At 34.9% G+C, this 19,187-nt stretch carries 19 protein-coding genes; 10 read left to right on the plus strand and 9 right to left on the minus strand.

Annotated elements, in window-relative coordinates:
* The coding region (locus tag ACKJXD_RS07220; protein ID WP_430875956.1) for a POTRA domain-containing protein at positions 1-570 on the minus strand (570 nt) is incomplete at its 3' end.
* A gap of 424 nt (positions 571-994) precedes the next feature.
* Between ACKJXD_RS07220 and suhB the strand changes: the two genes are divergently transcribed.
* On the plus strand, positions 995-1,798 hold the full coding sequence (suhB, locus tag ACKJXD_RS07225; RefSeq protein WP_220216323.1) for an inositol-1-monophosphatase: 804 nt from the start codon (positions 995-997) through the stop codon (positions 1,796-1,798).
* Between the two features lie 108 nt (positions 1,799-1,906).
* On the opposite strand, the gene ACKJXD_RS07230 is transcribed toward suhB, so the two are convergent.
* Positions 1,907-2,233 carry a winged helix-turn-helix transcriptional regulator gene (locus ACKJXD_RS07230; protein WP_081299091.1) on the minus strand — a complete coding sequence of 109 codons (327 nt, stop codon included), beginning with the start codon at positions 2,231-2,233 and terminating at the stop codon, positions 1,907-1,909.
* A gap of 240 nt (positions 2,234-2,473) precedes the next feature.
* On the opposite strand from ACKJXD_RS07230, the gene ACKJXD_RS07235 reads away from it, so the two are divergent.
* Positions 2,474-4,663: a heavy metal translocating P-type ATPase gene (locus ACKJXD_RS07235; protein WP_430875957.1), complete on the plus strand. Its 2,190-nt coding sequence runs from the start codon at positions 2,474-2,476 to the stop codon at positions 4,661-4,663.
* Between the two features lie 91 nt (positions 4,664-4,754).
* On the opposite strand, the gene tilS is transcribed toward ACKJXD_RS07235, so the two are convergent.
* Together tilS and metC are read right to left on the minus strand one after the other, a co-directional pair.
* On the minus strand, positions 4,755-6,038 hold the full coding sequence (gene tilS, locus ACKJXD_RS07240; protein ID WP_430876010.1) for a tRNA lysidine(34) synthetase TilS: 1,284 nt from the start codon (positions 6,036-6,038) through the stop codon (positions 4,755-4,757).
* Positions 6,039-6,070: 32 nt separating this feature from the next.
* Complete coding sequence (metC, locus tag ACKJXD_RS07245) at positions 6,071-7,288, minus strand: cystathionine beta-lyase (protein WP_430875958.1); 1,218 nt, start codon at positions 7,286-7,288, stop codon at positions 6,071-6,073.
* A 77-nt stretch (positions 7,289-7,365) separates the two neighbouring features.
* Between metC and ACKJXD_RS07250 the strand changes: the two genes are divergently transcribed.
* Positions 7,366-8,004, plus strand: coding sequence for a 4'-phosphopantetheinyl transferase family protein (locus tag ACKJXD_RS07250; protein WP_267379640.1), 639 nt, complete (start codon positions 7,366-7,368; stop codon positions 8,002-8,004).
* Positions 8,005-8,055: 51 nt separating this feature from the next.
* Here ACKJXD_RS07250 and ftnA read toward each other — a convergent pair whose 3' ends face one another.
* Both ftnA and ACKJXD_RS07260 read right to left on the minus strand, forming a co-directional pair.
* On the minus strand, positions 8,056-8,574 hold the full coding sequence (gene ftnA / locus ACKJXD_RS07255) for a non-heme ferritin (RefSeq protein ID WP_267358913.1): 519 nt from the start codon (positions 8,572-8,574) through the stop codon (positions 8,056-8,058).
* Positions 8,575-8,681: 107 nt separating this feature from the next.
* Complete coding sequence (locus ACKJXD_RS07260) at positions 8,682-9,455, minus strand: tyrosine-protein phosphatase (protein ID WP_220216328.1); 774 nt, start codon at positions 9,453-9,455, stop codon at positions 8,682-8,684.
* Positions 9,456-9,549: 94 nt separating this feature from the next.
* On the opposite strand from ACKJXD_RS07260, the gene pepB reads away from it, so the two are divergent.
* Together pepB and ACKJXD_RS07270 are read left to right on the plus strand one after the other, a co-directional pair.
* Positions 9,550-10,836 carry an aminopeptidase PepB gene (pepB, locus tag ACKJXD_RS07265; protein ID WP_363317391.1) on the plus strand — a complete coding sequence of 429 codons (1,287 nt, stop codon included), beginning with the start codon at positions 9,550-9,552 and terminating at the stop codon, positions 10,834-10,836.
* Positions 10,837-11,164: 328 nt separating this feature from the next.
* Entirely contained in the window at positions 11,165-11,656 is a 492-nt protein-coding gene (locus tag ACKJXD_RS07270; RefSeq protein ID WP_430875959.1) for a tetratricopeptide repeat protein, read from the plus strand.
* A 62-nt stretch (positions 11,657-11,718) separates the two neighbouring features.
* On the opposite strand, the gene ACKJXD_RS07275 is transcribed toward ACKJXD_RS07270, so the two are convergent.
* Positions 11,719-12,291 (minus strand): peptidylprolyl isomerase, encoded by a 573-nt coding sequence (locus tag ACKJXD_RS07275; RefSeq protein ID WP_220217264.1) that lies wholly within the window; start codon positions 12,289-12,291, stop codon positions 11,719-11,721.
* 312 nt (positions 12,292-12,603) lie between these two features.
* On the opposite strand from ACKJXD_RS07275, the gene ACKJXD_RS07280 reads away from it, so the two are divergent.
* The 3 genes from ACKJXD_RS07280 (at position 12,604) to robA (ending at position 14,965) form a co-directional block, all read left to right on the plus strand.
* The gene (locus ACKJXD_RS07280) at positions 12,604-13,275 is read left to right on the plus strand and encodes a phosphoribosyltransferase family protein (RefSeq protein ID WP_430875960.1); all 672 of its coding nucleotides are present in this window, start codon (positions 12,604-12,606) and stop codon (positions 13,273-13,275) included.
* 105 nt (positions 13,276-13,380) lie between these two features.
* A complete protein-coding gene (gene nfuA / locus ACKJXD_RS07285) occupies positions 13,381-13,956 on the plus strand; it encodes a Fe-S biogenesis protein NfuA (RefSeq protein WP_363317392.1) in 576 nt (191 codons plus the stop codon).
* 94 nt (positions 13,957-14,050) lie between these two features.
* Complete coding sequence (gene robA, locus ACKJXD_RS07290; protein ID WP_220216332.1) at positions 14,051-14,965, plus strand: MDR efflux pump AcrAB transcriptional activator RobA; 915 nt, start codon at positions 14,051-14,053, stop codon at positions 14,963-14,965.
* A 61-nt stretch (positions 14,966-15,026) separates the two neighbouring features.
* Here the strand turns inward: robA and trpR are convergent, their stop codons facing one another.
* Positions 15,027-15,311 (minus strand): trp operon repressor, encoded by a 285-nt coding sequence (gene trpR, locus ACKJXD_RS07295; RefSeq protein WP_430875961.1) that lies wholly within the window; start codon positions 15,309-15,311, stop codon positions 15,027-15,029.
* Positions 15,312-15,319: 8 nt separating this feature from the next.
* The gene (gene sltY / locus ACKJXD_RS07300) at positions 15,320-17,260 is read right to left on the minus strand and encodes a murein transglycosylase (RefSeq protein WP_430875962.1); all 1,941 of its coding nucleotides are present in this window, start codon (positions 17,258-17,260) and stop codon (positions 15,320-15,322) included.
* Positions 17,261-17,465: 205 nt separating this feature from the next.
* Here sltY and iscR point away from each other — a divergent pair, with 205 nt between their 5' ends.
* Both iscR and ACKJXD_RS07310 read left to right on the plus strand, forming a co-directional pair.
* On the plus strand, positions 17,466-17,921 hold the full coding sequence (gene iscR, locus ACKJXD_RS07305; protein WP_220216335.1) for a Fe-S cluster assembly transcriptional regulator IscR: 456 nt from the start codon (positions 17,466-17,468) through the stop codon (positions 17,919-17,921).
* 36 nt (positions 17,922-17,957) lie between these two features.
* Positions 17,958-19,172 carry an IscS subfamily cysteine desulfurase gene (locus ACKJXD_RS07310; protein ID WP_220216336.1) on the plus strand — a complete coding sequence of 405 codons (1,215 nt, stop codon included), beginning with the start codon at positions 17,958-17,960 and terminating at the stop codon, positions 19,170-19,172.
* Positions 19,173-19,187: the final 15 nt, after the last annotated feature.

The following is a 19,187-nucleotide window of genomic DNA, read 5'->3' on the forward strand; positions in this document are numbered from 1 at the left end:
ATCACGTAAATTCAGCGATTGTCCGGCATGTGCGGGCATAGCGGTGTATAACTGTGCATATTTATCACTCTCAGGGGCATAATGCACGTCACGAATTTTCCCTTCGACTAATAATAATTTCAGTTCACCCTCGTTCAGGTCTTGTTCGGGGGCAACCACCCGGGTTGTGATATAACCATAACTGATTAAGCGATCTTGAATCGCACTCATTAACAGGTTAATCCCTTCCGCCCCTAAACAGCGCTGCTCGGCTTGCTGTGCTAATTTTTTTAAAGGAACAAACCAGGCTAACTTATCACGTTCAACCAAATTAACTTTTTGAATATTGAAGCATAAAGGCTCCTGCGGGAATTGCATTTCCCCTAAGCTATCAATCGGTGGTAATAAGCGAATATCTGGCGAGGCAGGCGTTAATGTTTCCTGCAAGGCTTTATCATGCTCTTGCTGACGAATAAGCTGATTATCACTGAGGATTTTTAACCCTTCAGGCGGTTCAGTAGCAAACAGAAACGGTGAGACAGAACAGAGTAAAACTGAGACGGGTAAATAAACCTTTAATAACGAATCCATAACAATACTTATATTATTTTAACAATAATCACATTCCATTGACATTGAACTATGTTACTGTAAAGAAGATTGATTTGTCTACAATTATTTTATGCTTAATAATCAAAAAAAGAGGTTTGGAATAATTATTAGATTTTCTATGTTAATTCTTTGTAAATTAGAGTGAGATAATTTTAAGTGTGATTGATTTAAATGAAGCTATCAATAACTACTAAGTGTAGACTAAATTTATTATTAACTCTATAAACTATGCAACATTGTTTCGTTATAAGCAGAAATTAATCTAAATTTAAATGTTTTAGCCTTCAATACCAACTTAGACTGGCAAAGAATAGGTAAAAGCTTTATACTATCCGTTATATTGAGTATGGTAATTCCATACCGATTTACTCCGTTCTTTAACATCATCAATTGGAAGAAAATTATGCATCCGATGCTTAATATTGCTATTCGTGCTGCTCGCAAAGCAGGTAATGTTGCCATTAAGGCTTATGAAAATCCTAGTTCAATCGAAATTGATACTAAAGGTGCTAACGATTTTGCAACCAACGCAGATCGTGCTGCTGAAGCTTTAATTATTGAAACAATTAAAAAAGCGTATCCAGATCACACTATTATCGCTGAAGAAAGTGGTCTTGCTAAAGGTAGCGATGCCGATACGCAGTGGATAATCGACCCAATTGATGGTACCACAAATTTTATTAAGAATATCCCACATTTTGCTGTGTCTATCGCTGCTCGAGTTAAAGGTAAAACCGAAGTGGCAGTGGTTTATAATCCAATGAGCAATGAATTGTATACTGCTGCACGTGGTAAGGGTGCTCAGCTAAATGGCTATCGTATTCGTGTCAGTAATGCTAAAGATTTAAATGGAAGTATACTGGCAACCGCATTTCCATTTAAAGCGAAACAATATAGCGATAGCTATTTTGCAGTTTTACAAAAATTATTTACTAAATGCGGTGATTTTCGTCGCACTGGTTCAGCGGCATTAGATTTGGCTTATGTGGCAGCAGGTCGTTTAGATGGATTTTTCGAAATCGGTTTAAAACCTTGGGATATTGCGGCAGGTGAACTCATCTTACGTGAAGCTGGTGGTGTCATTACCGATTTTGCCGGTGGTAATAATTATATGGTATCTGGTAATGTTGTGGCTGGTAATCCACGAGTTGTGAAAGATTTATTAGTGTCTACTCAAAACGATTGGCCAGAAAAATTACGTAATTAATTTCTATTATGAACAGCGTTGTAATAACGCTGTTTCCTCTTATTTATTGCTTGTCTTTTTGATCACTAAGAAAAAGTAATTGATGCAAAGCATCTTGTATTAAAGTGATTATTGTTTAGGTTGGTCAGCTATTGCTGCCATTGTACAATTGATATTTAGTCCTTGGCGATTTAAACAATGGCTTCCCCATTGATACATTGCTTCTAATACAGGTTTAATACTTTTGCCAAAATCTGTTAAGGAATATTCTACTTTTGGTGGGACGACAGGAAACACTTTTCGGTTGATTAATTGATTGGATTCGAGTTCACGTAACTGCTGAGTTAACATTTTTGGTGTGGCGCAAGGAATTTCTTTTCGTAACTGAGAAAATCTTAATGTTTTGTTTGTCATCAGTTTCCATAAAATTAATGATTTATATTTACCTCCAATCATATTGATTGTTGTTTCAACCGGACAGTGAATAACAGATTCCAAGCTTTGCTCGTTGTTATGAGTTTTAACTAAATGATTTTTCACTTAATGCCTCAATAGTATCTTTTTGGATAGTATATATCAAAAAAGTGCATTCTTGTTATTCGAATAATTAGTATTAAAATATTTGTTAAGTAATCAAAAAAATTTGTTGAGAACGTTTTTTAATCTTAACAACCCTATCACCAAAGGATGCGTCAAATGAAAACAGTTGAATATAATTTTTATGTTGAAGATATGAGCTGCGCATCATGCGTTAGTCGTGTTGAAAAGGCGATTAAAAAGGTTGATGGAGTAATTGATGTTAGCGTGAATCTAGCGACTGAAAAAGCAACCGTTAAAGCAAATTCAAATGTTAATTTAGCAACACTGATGTCAGCGGTAGACAAAGCAGGTTATCATGCGGTGAAAATGACGGATCAGCAAACACATGCAAAAGATACTGAAAAACAAGCATCACTTTGGCCGATTGTGGTGTCCATTTTATTCGCTATTCCTTTTGTTTTACCAATGTTATTAGAGCCATTTGGTTTCCATTTAATGATGCCTGCATGGTTACAATTTATTCTGGCTTCGATTGTTCAATTCGGTCTTGGTGCTAAATTTTACCGAAGTGGTTTTAGTGCTTTAAAAGCTTTCACTGGTAATATGGATTTATTAGTGGCTATAGGTACCAGTGCAGCTTATGGTTTATCGTTATATCAATTAATTACAGGGCATTATGATCATCTCTATTTCGAATCATCTGTTGTAATTATAACTTTAATCTTAGTGGGTAAATGGTTAGAGTCAAGAGCGAAACATCAAACCACACAAGCGATCGAAGCACTTTCAGCATTAAGACCTGAAGTCGCTTTAGTCAGACAAGGGGATCACGAAATTAGTTTACCGATTAGCCAAGTTAAAGTGAATGATATTGTCGTGATTAAACCCGGTGAACGTATTCCGGTTGATGGTATTATTATGGAAGGTGCATCCAGTAGTGATGAATCGATGTTAACAGGGGAAAGCTTTCCAGTTAATAAAACTGTTAATGATGTGGTCACGGGTGGTACCATTAATGGTGAAGGACTGATAATCGTCAAAACTACCGCTATCCAATCTGATTCAAAACTGTCTAAAATTATTGAAATGGTCGAATCTGCACAGGCTAAAAAAGCACCTATTCAGCGAATTGTCGATCGTATCAGCGCAATTTTTGTCCCAGTCATTTTGATCATTGCTTTGATTACCTTATTGGCTTGGGGAATTATTTATCATGATTGGCAACAAGCATTACTTCATGCCGTTGCTGTATTGGTGATTGCTTGCCCATGTGCTTTAGGATTGGCAACACCCACAGCGATTATGGTTGGCACGGGTGTGGCTGCACGTCAAGGTATTTTGATTAAAGATGCTGAAGCTTTAGAAATATTGCATAATGTTAACACTGTCGCATTTGATAAAACAGGCACCTTAACAGAAGGTAAACCTGACTTGGTGGAAATCGATGTCGTTGGAACTGAAACACCCGATCAGATTTTGTCACTTGCTGCATCGATGCAAGCAGGTAGTGAACATCCATTAGCAAAAGCTATGTTATCTAAAGCTAAACAGTATGATTATGCGAAAAATATCACATCAGTAACAGGATCGGGCGTCATGGCAACGATTGATAACACCGAATACTATTTAGGAAGTTTGCGTTGGATGAAATCGTTAAACGCCTATTTTGTAAACATGGATGATAAAATAGATGAGCTAACCAGTAAAGGGTACACTATTTCATTTTTGGCTAAACAACAAGCTGAAGATAGTGTCGTGATACTTGCTTTATTTGGCTTTGCTGATGTGATTAAACCTGAAGCGAGAAATGCAATTGATGCATTACATCAATTGCATGTTAATACTGTCATGCTAACTGGTGATAATCAACAAGCGGCAAATTATGTGGGTCAACAATTAAACTTAGATAAAGTGATAGCCGAAGTGTTACCCCAAGATAAAGCCAACTATATATATCAATTGCAAAAAGAGAGCCATACCAACACCAATAATCAAGTAGCAATGGTAGGGGATGGCATTAATGATGCGCCAGCGTTGGCTGCCGCTGATATCGGCATTGCCATGGGAACAGGTACTGATGTGGCAATGCATACAGCAAGTATTACCTTAATGCGAGGTAATTTATACCTTATCGCTGATGCTATTGATATTTCTCGTCGAACATATAATAAGATCAAACAAAACTTATTTTGGGCGTTTTTCTATAATTTAATTGGTATTCCATTAGCGGCATTTGGTTTTTTAAACCCAATGATTGCTGGCGCTGCTATGGCTTTAAGTAGTGTTAGTGTGGTGACTAATGCATTATTACTAAAACGCTGGAAGCCAAGAGCAGAAACAAAATAAAATTAGCTTGTTAACCTTTAACTTAAGGGGCAATGGATAATGTCCCTTAATGGTTTGATAGCTGATTGATAATGAGCAAGTGGCTTATTTCCTAAGTGACACGAAAATCAATTTGCGAACCTTTTCCTTGCTCAGTCACAAACACGCCGACAGCACAAATAAGTTGTTCATTATAATATATCAAAGGGATGCGTGTTCGCATCCAAGGTGGAATATGGTGTTCTTGCCAAAGTTTCTTGATTGCTCTTGAGCCTTGACGATTAACGATTTGAAGCTGTCCTTGAGCATGAAAGCGTACGGTAACATGTTCGTCTCTGTTCGGTAGACGACACGTTAAATCATCTTGATAAAGAGCATGTAACTCACCGATATGATCAGGTAAAACTAAAGGCGAAGTCAGATCCCAATTTATGACTTGTGGTTCAGTATCTTTATAGAGTGGCAATAGATAAAGTAAATTTTGATAACGGCGAATTTGCTTATGGTGTAAAACGAATTGCGGATTAGCATCGTTCTTTGCTTGAACAACGGTTTGCCAAATAAGTGCTAGTTGTTTTTGGCTAGGCATCATAACGTGTTGATGTCGTAGCCACATGCGTAAAATGGCATTGCGTTTATATTCTGAATAATCGCGTAATGGCAACAAGCGTAGCTGACCTTGCTGGGTTAATACTTGATGAAAATCGTTAAGTAACAGCTCGTTAATTAAAGCTTCTTGTTGTTGGCAAAGCGATGCACTTCGGGCAACCATTTGTGAAAACTGAGGCCAACGTTGATCAATAATTGGCAAAACATTTAATCTAAGAAAATTGCGATCATAATGGTCATCTTGATTACTTTCATCTTCTATCCAAGTTAATTGATGCCAATTGGCATACGCTTCTATTTGTTTACGTGAAATAGTGAGTAACGGTCGAAGATGTTGTTGGTTTTCAACGGGCATGGCTGATAATCCAGACGGGCCACTTCCTCTTTTTAAAGCTAACAAAAACGTTTCGCATTGGTCATCAAGATGTTGTGCTGTGCATAGCATTTCATCGCTTTTCAAATGATGATAAATCGCTTGATAACGAGCATGTCGAGCTTGTTCTTCAATATTGCCTGCCGAGATATCAAGCTTAACCTTTTCAATAATAAAAGGGATTTCCCATTGTTGGCATTGTTGTTGGCAATGGCTTGCCCAATTATCTGCATTTTGACTTAAACCATGATGAATATAAATGGCTCGTACTGCAAAATCAGCTTGTTGCTGTTTCAATTTGACTAGTGCATGTAACAATACAGTGGAATCAACCCCACCACTATAAGCTACCAATAGCTTACGGTGTTTTTTTAAACATGTTGAAATGGTCTGTGTGATGGTTTGATCAATCATGAGTTGACTTTGGTTATCCATGTTTTTCCTGATTATACTAAGCTTTGTAGTGCATTTGCTTTATGATTATGCTGATTGATTCTTTCTAAACCAGCAGCAAGATCCGCAATTAAATCTTCAGGGTCTTCAAGACCGATATGTAATCGGATGAGTGTGCCTGTAAAACTAATACCCGAAACAGGTCTAATTTTAGCTAGTTCTTCCGGTTGATTGGCTAAAATTAATGACTCAAATCCGCCCCATGAATAAGCCATAGAAAAATGGGTTAAATTATCCAGAAAATCGGAAAGTTGAACATCACTTAGGCGATCATGAAGTATAAAAGAAAATAGTCCACTTGCTCCCGTAAAATCACGCTTAAAAAATTCATGTCCTTTGCAACTTTCTAATGCTGGGTGATTCACTGTTGCAACTTGCGGGTGATTAGCCAACCATTTTGCTATTTTTAATCCACTTTCATGATGTTGTTTTAATCTGATAGCTAAGGTGCGTAACCCTCGTGCTGCCATATAAGCTGTATCGGCATCGCACATTTGTCCCATTAAATAAGAGCGTTCTCGTAGTCTATCCCAGCATCTTTCATTAGCAACTGCGGTACCCAACATTGCATCAGAATGACCAATTAAATATTTTGTGCCTGCCTGAATTGAGATATCAATATCATGCTCTAAGGCTTTAAATAATACACCAGCAGCCCAAGTCGTATCCATCATAATGATAATATCAGGATTTACATGGCGAATCGCTTTTACAATGGCAGGCACATCATGCACTTCCATGGTAATGGAGCTTGGCGATTCTAAAAATACGACTTTGGTATTCGGTTTAATATGGTTAGTGATATAGCGACCAACTAAAGGTGAAAAGTAATCGGTTTCGACGCCAAGATCCTTTAAAATATGATTACAAAATTCTTGAGTTGGTTCGTAGCTGGCTTCGGATACAAGGATATGATCCCCGGTTTTTACAAAAGCTAAAATGGCATTAGCAATTGCAGCTGCACCACATGGATAAAGATAACATCCGGCTCCGCCTTCAATTTCAATCATGGCATCTTGAAGTGAAAAGTGGGTTAATGTGCCTCGGCGCCCATAGAATAGTGCCCCTTTGGCTCGATTTTCTGTTGCTTCTTTTTTTGCAGCGACAGTGTCGAAGACTAATGAAGAAGCACGCTGAATTACCGAATTTACAGCGCCTTGGGTATAGCGTTTTTTGCGACCAGCATTCACTAATTTGGTTTGTAATGACATGATGTATCCTTAGCTATCTGAGAAATTTTAATAACAGTTAGCATAGCATGCTGTTAAAATAGTAAAAAATAATTTTTATGAATACTGGCTTTTCAATTATGCTAATCGTCCAACTAGCCAATTTAAATACGGCGACAATTAATTATGCGTTGTTATCAGAGCAAATTATCAACGATGCCAATCAGATGAATGGGCAACGTAAAAAACAGTTTTTAATCTGTCGCTCGATATTAGCAGATTTGCTTAATCACTATTGCCATTGCTCTACCTTGCCAACAATCGTAATCGGTGAAAATAGTCGCCCATGTTTTTTAGATCGAACTCTTCCTGATTTTAATATCAGCCATAGCCAAGATAGGGTAGCTGTCGCGATATCTTTAAACGGTAAAGTAGGTTTAGATATTGAACTGGCTCGCCAGCGTAAACACTATTTAAAAGTAGCAGAAAACTTTTTTGATGATGATGAATATCAATGGATGATAGCGCAAACCGATACATTATCGGCTTTTTGGCAATTATGGACGTTAAAAGAGTCTGCTTTAAAGCTGTATGCGAAAGGTGTTTGGCAAATGAAATCTGTGAAAATTGACCTTAATCACCAATTGATTCATGCTCCTTTTGCAAGTCATTTTTATTATCAATATCAGCATATTGATGATGTCCATTTGGCGGTCAATAGTAGTGTGCCAATAACAAGGTTTATCTTACAACGTTAAAGGCGCTAATCTGCCACATAAAAAATGTAGCAGATTAACATGTTGTATTAATTATTCGTTGGTCGTTAATAAACCTGATTCACTTAACGTTTTGTTAAAATCTTTATCCATAAAGAATAGGTCACGCTTATTTTCACCGACCAATTCGAGTTTATCGACAATGCTTTTGAAGAGTTTTTCTTCTTCATGTTGTTCAGAAACATACCATTGTAAAAAGTTAAATGTCGAAAAATCTTTCTGTGTTAACGCATAATCAACTAGCGCATTAATTGCTTTGGTAATTTTAAGTTCGTGCTGATAAGCCACTTTAAATAATTCAAGTAAAGAAGGATATTGTGATTCAGGGGCTTCAATTTTGCCAATTAAAGCTAAGGAGCCACAATCTAAAACATAATCAAATAAACGCTCCATATGTTGGCGTTCTTCACCCGCATGATCTCTTAAAAACTTTCCGAAAGATGGAAAATTTTGGTCATCACACCAAGCACTCATTTGTAGGTACAGATTTGAAGAGTAAAACTCTAAATTTAATTGCTCATTAAGCTTTTTGACCATTTGATCGGTTAACATTTTTATTTCCTCACATTGCTATTTTATGACTTCACATTTCAATCGATAACATCGTTGATGTGATTATTATTTATGTATAGATTAATTATCTATATCGTTAATATTGTCTAAATTAGATAAAGATCTTGAAGTACCTTTCTTTTGTTATTATCTAATTGATATTCCTGAGCTAACCAATTATCAATAGTCTGATAACGCTGTTTAATTGCCGTTATTGCGGCGGTTAGGTATGCTTCTTTAGCAGCAAAAATCACTTTTTGATTTTCAAGTTCGGTTGCCGTTAATTGGTTTTTATTCTGGTTCAGAATAGTGTCACGAAAATCTTTTAATAATTGTTCGGTAAGTAGATAGTCTTGCATGACAACGTCTTCACTCACGCCTAATGCAAACAGTGTTAAAGCGACACCAATGCCCGTTCTATCCTTGCCGACAGCACAATGCTGAACTAAGGGCTGCCCATTACCATTTAATAAAATGTCAGTAAGTTTTTGATAAGCAGGATTATTGAAAGGTAATAATTGATAAAGTTTGATCATAAAATCAAAGGGTGACGTTTTTTTAATGGTAAAAATATCATCTTCAATTTCTGAGGTTAAACTGGCTGTCACTTCATCACTTAATGGATTTGCCGGTACATTAATATAGTTGGCATGACGCCATAAATTGTCGGGATAACGATTGATTTCGTTCGGATCTCGATAGTCTAAAATGTAGTGTAATTTTAATTCATTCGCTAAGAAGTCTTTTTCTTGTTCGCTAATACGTGAAAATTCACCTGCACGATATAATTTTCCTTTACGTATTTGACGTCCATCTTGTGTTTTAATTCCACCTAAATCACGAAAATTAATTCCATTTTTTATTGGTACAGCAGATGTCATAACGAATCCTTATTTATTCTTAACCTGCTTGCTATATTAGCATGTTTCTGATTAGAATTAAGCCATTGTTTTATTTTTATCAATAATTGGAGTTCTGCTTATGTCGATGTTATCTATTTTACTTTCTGAAAAACCTGCACCCTCGCAATGGGGTAAAGATGCACTACTGAGTTTTTCAGATGAATCAATTACCATTCATTATAAAACTGAGCATCGTTTAGGGGCAATTCAACGTGCAGGGCGTAAACTCGATAATCAAGGTATTAAATCGGTTAAACTTAGTGGTCAAGGATGGGATTTAGAAGCTTGTTGGCATTTTTGGTTGGGTTATCGTAATGCAAAAAACAACAATAAAGTCACTTGGGCAAAGCTGGATAGGAAAGATAAAGCAGAATTAACACATCGTCTGACCATTATTGATTGGTGTCGAGATATTGTTAACCAGCAAGCGGAAACATTGAGCCCACTTGAATTAGCTACGCAAAGTGCCAAACTCATCAGTCAATATTCGACAGACGTAACATACAAAATTATTTCAGGCGAAGCATTAAAAGAGCATGATTATATGGGGATCTATACTGTTGGCAAAGGCTCAGATAGACCGGCAGCGCTACTTGAACTTGATTATAATCCGGGTAAAAATCCAACAACACCGATTACTGCTTGTTTAGTGGGTAAAGGGATCACATTTGATTCTGGTGGTTATAGTTTAAAACCAAGTAGTTTTATGGAGTCGATGCGCTCAGATATGGGCGGAGCAGCGCTAGTCGCTGGTGCATTAGCGCTTGCTATTGCACGAGGCATAAATCACCGTATTAAACTTTATCTATGTTGTGCAGATAACTTAGTGAGTGGTAGCGCTTTTAAACTCGGGGATATTATTTGTTATCGTAATGGTAAAACAGTTGAAATTGATAATACCGATGCTGAAGGTCGTTTAGTGTTAGCCGATGGGTTAATTTGTGCCGATAATGATAAACCACATTATATTATCGATTGTGCAACATTGACGGGTGCAGCTAAAATTGCGGTGGGTAATGATTATCAATCACTACTTTCATTTGATGATAAATTTGCTCAATTGTTATTGGCAAGTAGCGATATTGAGCATGAAGCATTTTGGCGTTTACCGTTAGCCGAATTTCATCGCTCTCAATTTCCTTCATCCTTTGCAGACATGTCCAATTCTGGATTACCTAACACAGCAGGGGCAAGTACTGCAGCGGCATTTTTATCACATTTTATTAAAAATTATCAGCAAAACTGGTTACATATCGATTGCTCAGCCACTTTCCGTAAAAGTGCAACTGCATTATGGGCAACGGGAGCAACAGGTGTTGGGGTAAGAACTATCGCTAACTTATTAAGTAAATTGAAATAAGATTAATATTTGTTTCAGGGGTGATTTATTTGTCGAAGTTTAAGTAAATGTGTTTAAAATTCGAATAATAATTAAGATAAATCATCTAACTGAAACAGATTAGATAATTAAAAAGAGTATCATAAAAATTAATAAAAAAAGAAGTTATATTAATTAGTTTATATGTTCGTAAACAACTCAATGATGGATTGTTATTAAATAATAATATCCATTAATTCAAATAAATAAGTTTAATAATTCTTAATAATTTTCCTAAATACTTTTATGACTAATATTCATAAAATACAAAAAAATAGATGTTTATTTTTTTGAATAAGATAGGAAAATTATGAAAAAGTTATTATTTATTGTATTAACCTCTTTATATTCATCATCTATCTATGCAATTCAATGTCATGTACCTAATGAACAAGAGGAATATGAAGAAATTATTGAAATTTGTAATGAAGAAGCTGAACAAGGTTTAGTTGATGCACAATATAATTTGGCTGTTTTGTATGATAAGAGCGATAAGGGTGATGAATATAAAAAGAAAGCCGCTTATTGGTATCAAAAGGCAGCAGAACAAGGTGATGTTGATGCACAGTTCAATTTAGCCCTTATGTATGATGAGGGAGAAGGCGTTGAACAGGATAAGAAAAAAGCGATATATTGGTATCAAAAAGCAGCTGATCAAAATGATCCCGATGCGTTGAATAATCTTGGTGCTATGTACTATTATGGTGAAGGAGTTGAAGAAGATAGGTCATTAGCAGATAAGTACTTTAAACAAGCTTGCGACCTTGGAACAAAAGAAGGATGTGAAAATTATAGCAAATAGTCATGGTAGTTTGGTTAAACTGCCTATAAGATTTAGGCAGTTTAGTGATTAGCTGTAAATTTTTATTCTGATTCAACCATTACGATAGCTTTTTTGATATAGATTGGTTCAACAGGAACATCTTGATAAGGTCCCATTCGCTTAGTGGGCACATTTACAATTTTATCTACAATATCCATTCCTTTTATCACTTTGCCAAACACAGCATAACCATAATCTCCGGATGGATCATGATTAAGAAAATTGTTATCGACTACGTTAATAAAAAATTGACTCGTCGCGCTGTCAATGACGTTTGTTCTTGCCATTGCTATCGTGCCTCGATCGTTTTTTAATCCATTATTGGCTTCATTTTTGATAGGAGCATTAGTTTCTTTAAGTTTTAATTGATTATTGAATCCACCCCCTTGAATCATAAAACCAGGTATGACTCGATGGAATATAAGATTTTCATAAAAACCTTTGTTGACATAATCAAGAAAATTTTTAGAAGTTATTGGTGCATGTTCGTTGTCTAATTCAAGCTCAATATCTCCCATACTTGTTTGTAATAAAACTTTTGTATCTGCTAAAGCAATAAAAGATAGTGAAGATAGAAACACTGCTGTAAGTAACGTAATGATTTTTTTCATTATATTCATTCCTTAATCCATTTGTGTGCTGATTATACCGAATATTAAATTAATTTAAATAGTAATTATGCAAAATTCGTAAAATTTCTGGGGTGTCGATCGCAGTTTTGTTTATTTAATATTAATCAAAACATTAAACAATATAATGTTAATGAGTTTAAATGACATTTTGGGTTGTTGGAATCATTACCGATCTATATAGCTAAATAATATTGTTTTAAAAGGTAATTATCTGAATTTATCTTTAATTATTTATCAAGTAAACATTAAATTTTATTCATTAGATTATAACTTTTGTTTAGGGATTGAGAAATTATGCGTTGTTTATTATGTAATATGCCATTATATCTGGCAACTCATGGCGTTTGCAGTCAATGTATAAAAAATTTACCACAGCAAAATAAGGTATGTCATCAGTGTAGTTTACCTCATTCACTTACAACAGAGCGCTGTTATCGATGCATTGAACATAAACCAAATTGGGATATGCTAATTTCAACTAGCGAATATATTAATCCGTTGAAAAAATTAATTCATAAGCTTAAATTTTATCGAAAGGCAGAATTAGCTTTAGCTTTGGCAAGGTTAATGTTTTTGGCATGGTACAAAAGGCGATTATCAGAAGGTATTATTATTCCTGATTTGGTTACCTGTGTTCCGTTACATCATGTTCGGTATTGGTCTCGAGGATTTAATCAAGCAGAATTATTAGCAAAACCAATTGCAAAATGGATTAATCGCGATTTTGTTCCTTATTTACTTGTTCGAAGACAACGAGCTATAGATCAAAAAACTTTGTCACTAAAAGATCGTGTTAAAAATGTTGAAACACTTTATTTGTGTCGACAAAATCTTTCAAATAAATCGGTGTTGCTCATCGATGATATTGTAACGACGGGAAATACGATTAATGCAATTAGTCAGCAACTAAAAAAATGTGGGGCAACCTATATTCAAGTTATTTGTTTATGTCGAACAGTATTGTAAAATTGTAAACAGTCCCTATAATAACCAACATAGTTGGTCAACTATTATAACAAATCAATTAGGTAGTTTATTACCTAATTGCATCAAAAGTGAGGGGTTATGTCTATTATTACTATTTCTGAATCAGCTCAGCAACATTTCAAAAAACTACTAGCTAATCAACCACAAGATACACAAATTCGTGTCTTTGTCATGAATCCTGGTACGCCAAGTGCAGAGTGTGGTGTTTCCTATTGTCCTGCTGATACTGTAGAAGATAGTGATATAGAAGAAAAGTTTGCAGATTTTTCGGTATACATTGATGAAATGAGTGCACCATTTTTAGAAGAAACCGTTATCGATTATGTTACTGATGAATTGGGGGCACAATTGACGTTAAAAGCGCCAAATTCCAAAATGAGAAAAGTCAGCGATGATGCACCTTTAATTGAACGCGTTAATTATACGATCCAAACTCAAATTAATCCTCAACTTGCCAGTCATGGCGGGATGGTAAGTTTAATTGAACTAACGGAAGACAATTATGTTGTACTTCAATTTGGAGGTGGATGTAATGGTTGTTCAATGGTTGATTATACGTTGAAAGAAGGAATTGAAAAACAATTATTAATGGAATTTCCTGAATTAGCAGGCGTTAAAGATGTGACTGAGCATCAAGCAGGAACACACTCTTTTTGTTAAGAAAAACTAAATAATTTGGATTTAAATCTTGCTTATTGCTAAGATTAAGTCATAATCGCATGATGTCTGCCAGTTCACTTTATGATGGGGTTTTATGAATCAAGTCAGCATTATTTCAGATCTTATCGTTTGGATTGAAAAAAATCTGGAGCAGCCTTTGTCTATTGATCATGTTGCTCAAAAATCAGGTTATTCAAAGTGGCATTTACAACGTATGTTTAAAGAGGTAACCGGTCAGGTACTTGGTACTTACATTCGTCATCGTAGGTTAACTTATGCTGCACTTTCTTTACGAATGACGAGTAAGCCGATTTTAGATATTGCCATGCAATATCGTTTTGATTCTCAGCAAACATTTACCCGTTCTTTTAAAAAACAGTTCAATGAAACCCCAGCAAGTTACCGACGTGCTGAATTTTGGGACCCAACTGGATTGACACCTGCAATCGAGCTTAATAAAACCCAGCTTACACTTCCTGAACCTACATTTGTTAATATGCCAAAACAGACATTTTGGGGTATTACTTATAAGAATAACTGTAATTTAAGTAAATTATTAGAGGAAGAAAATAAATTACGCAGTCAATTTTTTCATAATTATCTTTCCCGCTATACTCACAAAAATGAAATTTTGCCAGATAAGATTTATGCCTTTAACCGAATCTTGAAAAGCAAAGAAAATGCTAATGAACAAGAATTACTCTACACCATAGCGTTAGAACACAATAATCAACTCGAATATATAGAACAATTTGTTAGTGATGGTGGTTTGTATCTTTGTTTTAAATATATTGGAAGACCAGAAAATTTTAAAGATTTTATTTCTCAAGTTCATTTAGCTGCGATGCCTGCTTTAAAAGTTCATTTACGTTCTGGATGTTTAATCGAAATTCACCATAACCGAGATAAAAATACGGTTGAAACTGCTAAGGATATTCAACGAATGGAATGTGATTATTGCGTCCCTGTTGCTACAGAAAATGATGTTCTTATGAAGCAAAATTCGTAGCCATTTCAAATCTTAACCGAAACAAAACATGCAACTAATTTATAATAAAATAAAGCTATTGCTATTTTAATAATGTTTTTTCTAACCATGTTTTAAATTTTGGAGATGCTTCTTTTAAGCTATTTGAACCTCGTGTCACAGTTGCAATTCCAATACCTAATTGTTCTTTAAGTTGTCTTTGATTAATTGAACCGTCAAGTAATGAATGAATTATCTTAACCCGAGTTATTAAAGCATCACGTTCGTCTACTGTTAAGAGCAATTTAAATATATCAAGGGAATAGCCATCTTTAAATGCTTGATGTAATAATTCTACCGTTTGTTTCCATTCTTGAGTTTTCATCATGCTCACCATTAATATTTTCTGTTAATCTCATTAGAAGTAAGAATATTATGATTTTTTTGACCTAATATATTTTGAAAAATATAATCATAAACCAAAACATTTTTAACATAGTTACGTGTTTCAGTAAAAGGAATGCTATCAATAAAAGCTACTGCATCAAGTTTTCCATTACTATTTTTAAGCCAATTTTTAACTCGATTCGGGCCTGCATTGTAAGCGGCTGAAGCTAAAATACGGTTATTACCATTTTGTTGATAAACATTATTGAGAAAATATGTTCCGAGTTCAATATTAGTTATAGGTTCAAATAATTGATTTGAAGAATAATAACTAACTGAACTGACTTTTTTGGACGTTTCTTTGGCTGTAGCAGGCATTAATTGCATTAGACCTTTTGCTCCAGCAGGTGATTGTACACGCGTATCCATTGCACTTTCTTGACGTGAAATTGCTAAGGCATAAGAAAGTGGTATTGCTTTTCCTTTTAGCGCATTAACATATATTTCTTTATACATGATTGGTAGACGTTCTGTCCAGTTATTCCAAAGCTTTCCAGAAATAGTTGCTTGAATACTTAAGTCTCCCCAGCCTTTTTGAAAAGCATATTTGGCTAAATCTAGGTAATTATCTGATTCATTTATATTATTTAACATATATCGCCATTCACGGCTTGATTCTGATAACATTTTCCAAAAACGTAGTTCATTGATACGTTTTATAACAGGCAGATTATCATATTTTGTTTTTAATTTAGAAATTTCTGATTTTGAACTTTTAGTTGATTGGTTATTAAGAGAATAGGGTTGATTAAGCATTTGAGCGCTGACCATACCATAAAAGCCACGATTAGCAGATAATTTTTTGAAAATAGCATTAGCTTCATTTTTTTTCTTATTGTTTAAATATACGCGTGCTTGCCAATATTGCCACTCCTCTTTTAATTTATCTTCTGACGTTAATTTTGATAACCAATAGGCAATTTCTTTAAAATTATTTTCATCAATCGCAAAACGAATGCGTTTTTCAACTAATGAGGTGTCATGATATTTGGCAATATAATCATCACGCCATTTTATTTGTTCATTTGTCGCAGAATCACTAAAAAACCTATTTGCTAAATACTTTTGTAATGCAATGAGTTCGACTTCACTAAAATGTTGTTGTTTTTCAAGTTTAGGTAACAACAGTTGAGCAAAATTCATATCTGCTTTAACTAAACGGGGAAAAGAAGCTAAAACAATGTTTTTAGTAAAATTACTTCTTTTAATATTTTTTGAAAAATCTTCCAATTTTTTCGGGTCATCAATTAGCGCATTCAAATTATTTTTAGTTGTTTTATAGTCGGCATTTAGGAGGTTTGTTAGATAACGTGCTAGTTTTAAATTGTTAGCCTTAATAGCCAGTTCAATGCGTAATAAAATCAAATTAGCGGTTTGTTTTCCTGCTTTAGTCCATTCATTGAGTAATGGATCACATGCAGAAGGTAATTCATTACCTGTAAGCCATAATGATTCGACTGTATCAAAAACAGATTGGGTCTTTCCTTGTTTTAATAAAGCATATTGATAGCGACAATTTGATGATGTTGAGTTATCGATTGGAAAATGGATAATTGCGTTCCAATCTTGACGATTAGTTAACTCAGCTAAAAAAGATTGAGATAATGAAGCCGTTAAAGGAAAATCATTATAATGGTTAACAAATTCACGGACTGCTTGAGGTGAAATTGATTTAATATTTTTTTGAAAATATTGTACTGCTGCATAGGGATATAGAGGATAATCTTCCAACGAATTAAGTAATGCAGATTGTTCATCAAAATTTAACGATTGATAGGAATTTAGCCATTTTTTATATTTATCTCTCAAATCCTGTTGAGTAGTAATTGCAATTACATGGTTAGTAAAAAGTAATCCTACTATCAAAATATAACGTGCTAATGATTTCATCCCTTTGCTCCTATAACTAGTTGCTTATTAGATTATCATATTTCAGTATAATTCGTCGATGATGAACTTTTTTGAGTAATAACCTCTCTGATAGAATAGGTCAATAAAAAATAATAAAATAATTCCCACTAAAATAGTCAACTAAATACTTGACTAAAATAAACGGATATATACAATACCTCTAATATATAGAGGAGCATGATTAATGAAATTGACATCAAAAGGAAGATATGCAGTAACTGCAATGTTGGATGTGGCGTTACATTCCAATTCAGGCCCCGTATCTCTTGCTGATATTTCAGAACGTCAAGAAATCTCACTTTCTTATCTTGAACAACTGTTTGCCCGTTTACGGAAAAATGGATTAGTCTCAAGTGTTCGAGGTCCTGGTGGTGGTTATGTACTTAGTCGTAGTATGGATCAAATAGCTATCAGTTCTATTGTTAAAGCAGTTGATGAAACTGTACACGCAACAAAGTGCCATGGTCTCGACGGATGTCAAGGTGGTGTTAGATGTTTAACTCATACGTTATGGAATGACTTAAGTGAACGAATTGATGACTTTTTAACAAGTATTACATTAAGTGAATTAGTTAATAATAAAGAAGTCAAAGCTGTTGCTAGTAGACAAAGCAATATCAAACACACCAGCATTAATTAATAAATTGAATACAGAATTTGTCATTAGGAGTCATTAATGAAACTACCTATTTATATGGATTATGCTGCAACTACGCCAGTAGATCCTAGAGTTGCTGAAAAAATGATGCAGTATTTAACTCTAGACGGCGTTTTTGGTAATCCCGCATCTCGTTCACATAAATTTGGTTGGCAAGCAGAAGAAGCGGTTGATATTGCACGAAATCAAATAGCCGATCTTATCGGTGCCGATTCACGAGAAATTGTTTTTACTTCTGGCGCGACTGAAGCGGACAATCTAGCCATTAAAGGTGCAGCACACTTTAATCAGGCTAAAGGTAAACATATTATTACGTGTAAAACTGAACATAAAGCCGTGCTTGATACTTGTCGCCAACTAGAACGAGAAGGTTATGAAGTAACGTATTTAGCACCTGAATCTGATGGAATATTAGATTTAAACAAACTCGCAGCAGCAATGCGTAGTGATACGACAGTGGTGTCTATCATGCATGTCAATAATGAGACAGGCGTCATACAAGATATCGAAAAAATTGGTGAAATGTGTCGTGAAAGAGGCATTGTTTTCCACGTGGATGCAACCCAAGCTGTTGGTAAATTACCGATTGATGTAACCAAATTGAAAGTAGACTTGATGTCTTTTTCAGGTCATAAAATCTATGGTCCAAAAGGTATCGGTGGGCTGTATGTAAGACGTAAACCACGTGTTCGTATCGAAGCCCAAATGCATGGTGGTGGTCATGAACGAGGCATGCGCTCTGGAACGCTACCTGTGCACCAAATTGTTGGTATGGGTGAAGCATATCGGATAGCAAAAGAAGAAATGGCTACTGAAATGCCACGTCTATTGGCACTCAAAAATCGGTTATGGAATGGTTTAAAAGATATAGAAGAAGTTTATCTAAATGGATCTTTAGAACACAGTGCACCAAATATTTTAAATGTCAGTTTTGCTTATATTGAAGGTGAATCGTTAATGATGGCATTAAAAGATTTGGCTGTATCTTCTGGCTCTGCCTGTACGTCAGCGAGTTTAGAACCTTCTTATGTATTGCGGGCACTAGGCCTCAATGATGAATTAGCACATAGCTCTATCCGTTTTTCACTAGGTCGATTTAGTACTGAAGAAGAAGTGGATTATGTCATTGAGTTAATCAAAAACTCTATTGATAAATTAAGAAACTTATCTCCACTTTGGGAAATGTTTAAAGATGGTGTTGATTTATCAAAAATAAAATGGTCAGCCCATTAAAATTAGGAGTAAATT

The sequence above is a fragment of the Gilliamella sp. G0441 genome, assembly GCF_050589305.1.
In the GTDB taxonomy this organism is placed as follows: Bacteria; Pseudomonadota; Gammaproteobacteria; order Enterobacterales; family Orbaceae; genus Gilliamella.

What these genes read in the sequence shown, in the direction of transcription:
- suhB (WP_220216323.1), top strand. Translation starts at nt 995, where the DNA reads ATGCATCCGATGCTTAATATTGCTATTCGTGCTGCTCGCAAAGCAGGT.
- ACKJXD_RS07230 (WP_081299091.1), bottom strand. Translation starts at nt 2,233, where the DNA reads ATGATTGGAGGTAAATATAAATCATTAATTTTATGGAAACTGATGACA.
- ACKJXD_RS07235 (WP_430875957.1), top strand. Translation starts at nt 2,474, where the DNA reads ATGAAAACAGTTGAATATAATTTTTATGTTGAAGATATGAGCTGCGCA.
- tilS (WP_430876010.1), bottom strand. Translation starts at nt 6,038, where the DNA reads ATGATTGATCAAACCATCACACAGACCATTTCAACATGTTTAAAAAAA.
- metC (WP_430875958.1), bottom strand. Translation starts at nt 7,288, where the DNA reads ATGTCATTACAAACCAAATTAGTGAATGCTGGTCGCAAAAAACGCTAT.
- ACKJXD_RS07250 (WP_267379640.1), top strand. Translation starts at nt 7,366, where the DNA reads ATGAATACTGGCTTTTCAATTATGCTAATCGTCCAACTAGCCAATTTA.
- ftnA (WP_267358913.1), bottom strand. Translation starts at nt 8,574, where the DNA reads ATGTTAACCGATCAAATGGTCAAAAAGCTTAATGAGCAATTAAATTTA.
- ACKJXD_RS07260 (WP_220216328.1), bottom strand. Translation starts at nt 9,455, where the DNA reads ATGACATCTGCTGTACCAATAAAAAATGGAATTAATTTTCGTGATTTA.
- ACKJXD_RS07270 (WP_430875959.1), top strand. Translation starts at nt 11,165, where the DNA reads ATGAAAAAGTTATTATTTATTGTATTAACCTCTTTATATTCATCATCT.
- ACKJXD_RS07280 (WP_430875960.1), top strand. Translation starts at nt 12,604, where the DNA reads ATGCGTTGTTTATTATGTAATATGCCATTATATCTGGCAACTCATGGC.
- robA (WP_220216332.1), top strand. Translation starts at nt 14,051, where the DNA reads ATGAATCAAGTCAGCATTATTTCAGATCTTATCGTTTGGATTGAAAAA.
- trpR (WP_430875961.1), bottom strand. Translation starts at nt 15,311, where the DNA reads ATGATGAAAACTCAAGAATGGAAACAAACGGTAGAATTATTACATCAA.
- sltY (WP_430875962.1), bottom strand. Translation starts at nt 17,260, where the DNA reads ATGAAATCATTAGCACGTTATATTTTGATAGTAGGATTACTTTTTACT.
- iscR (WP_220216335.1), top strand. Translation starts at nt 17,466, where the DNA reads ATGAAATTGACATCAAAAGGAAGATATGCAGTAACTGCAATGTTGGAT.
- ACKJXD_RS07310 (WP_220216336.1), top strand. Translation starts at nt 17,958, where the DNA reads ATGAAACTACCTATTTATATGGATTATGCTGCAACTACGCCAGTAGAT.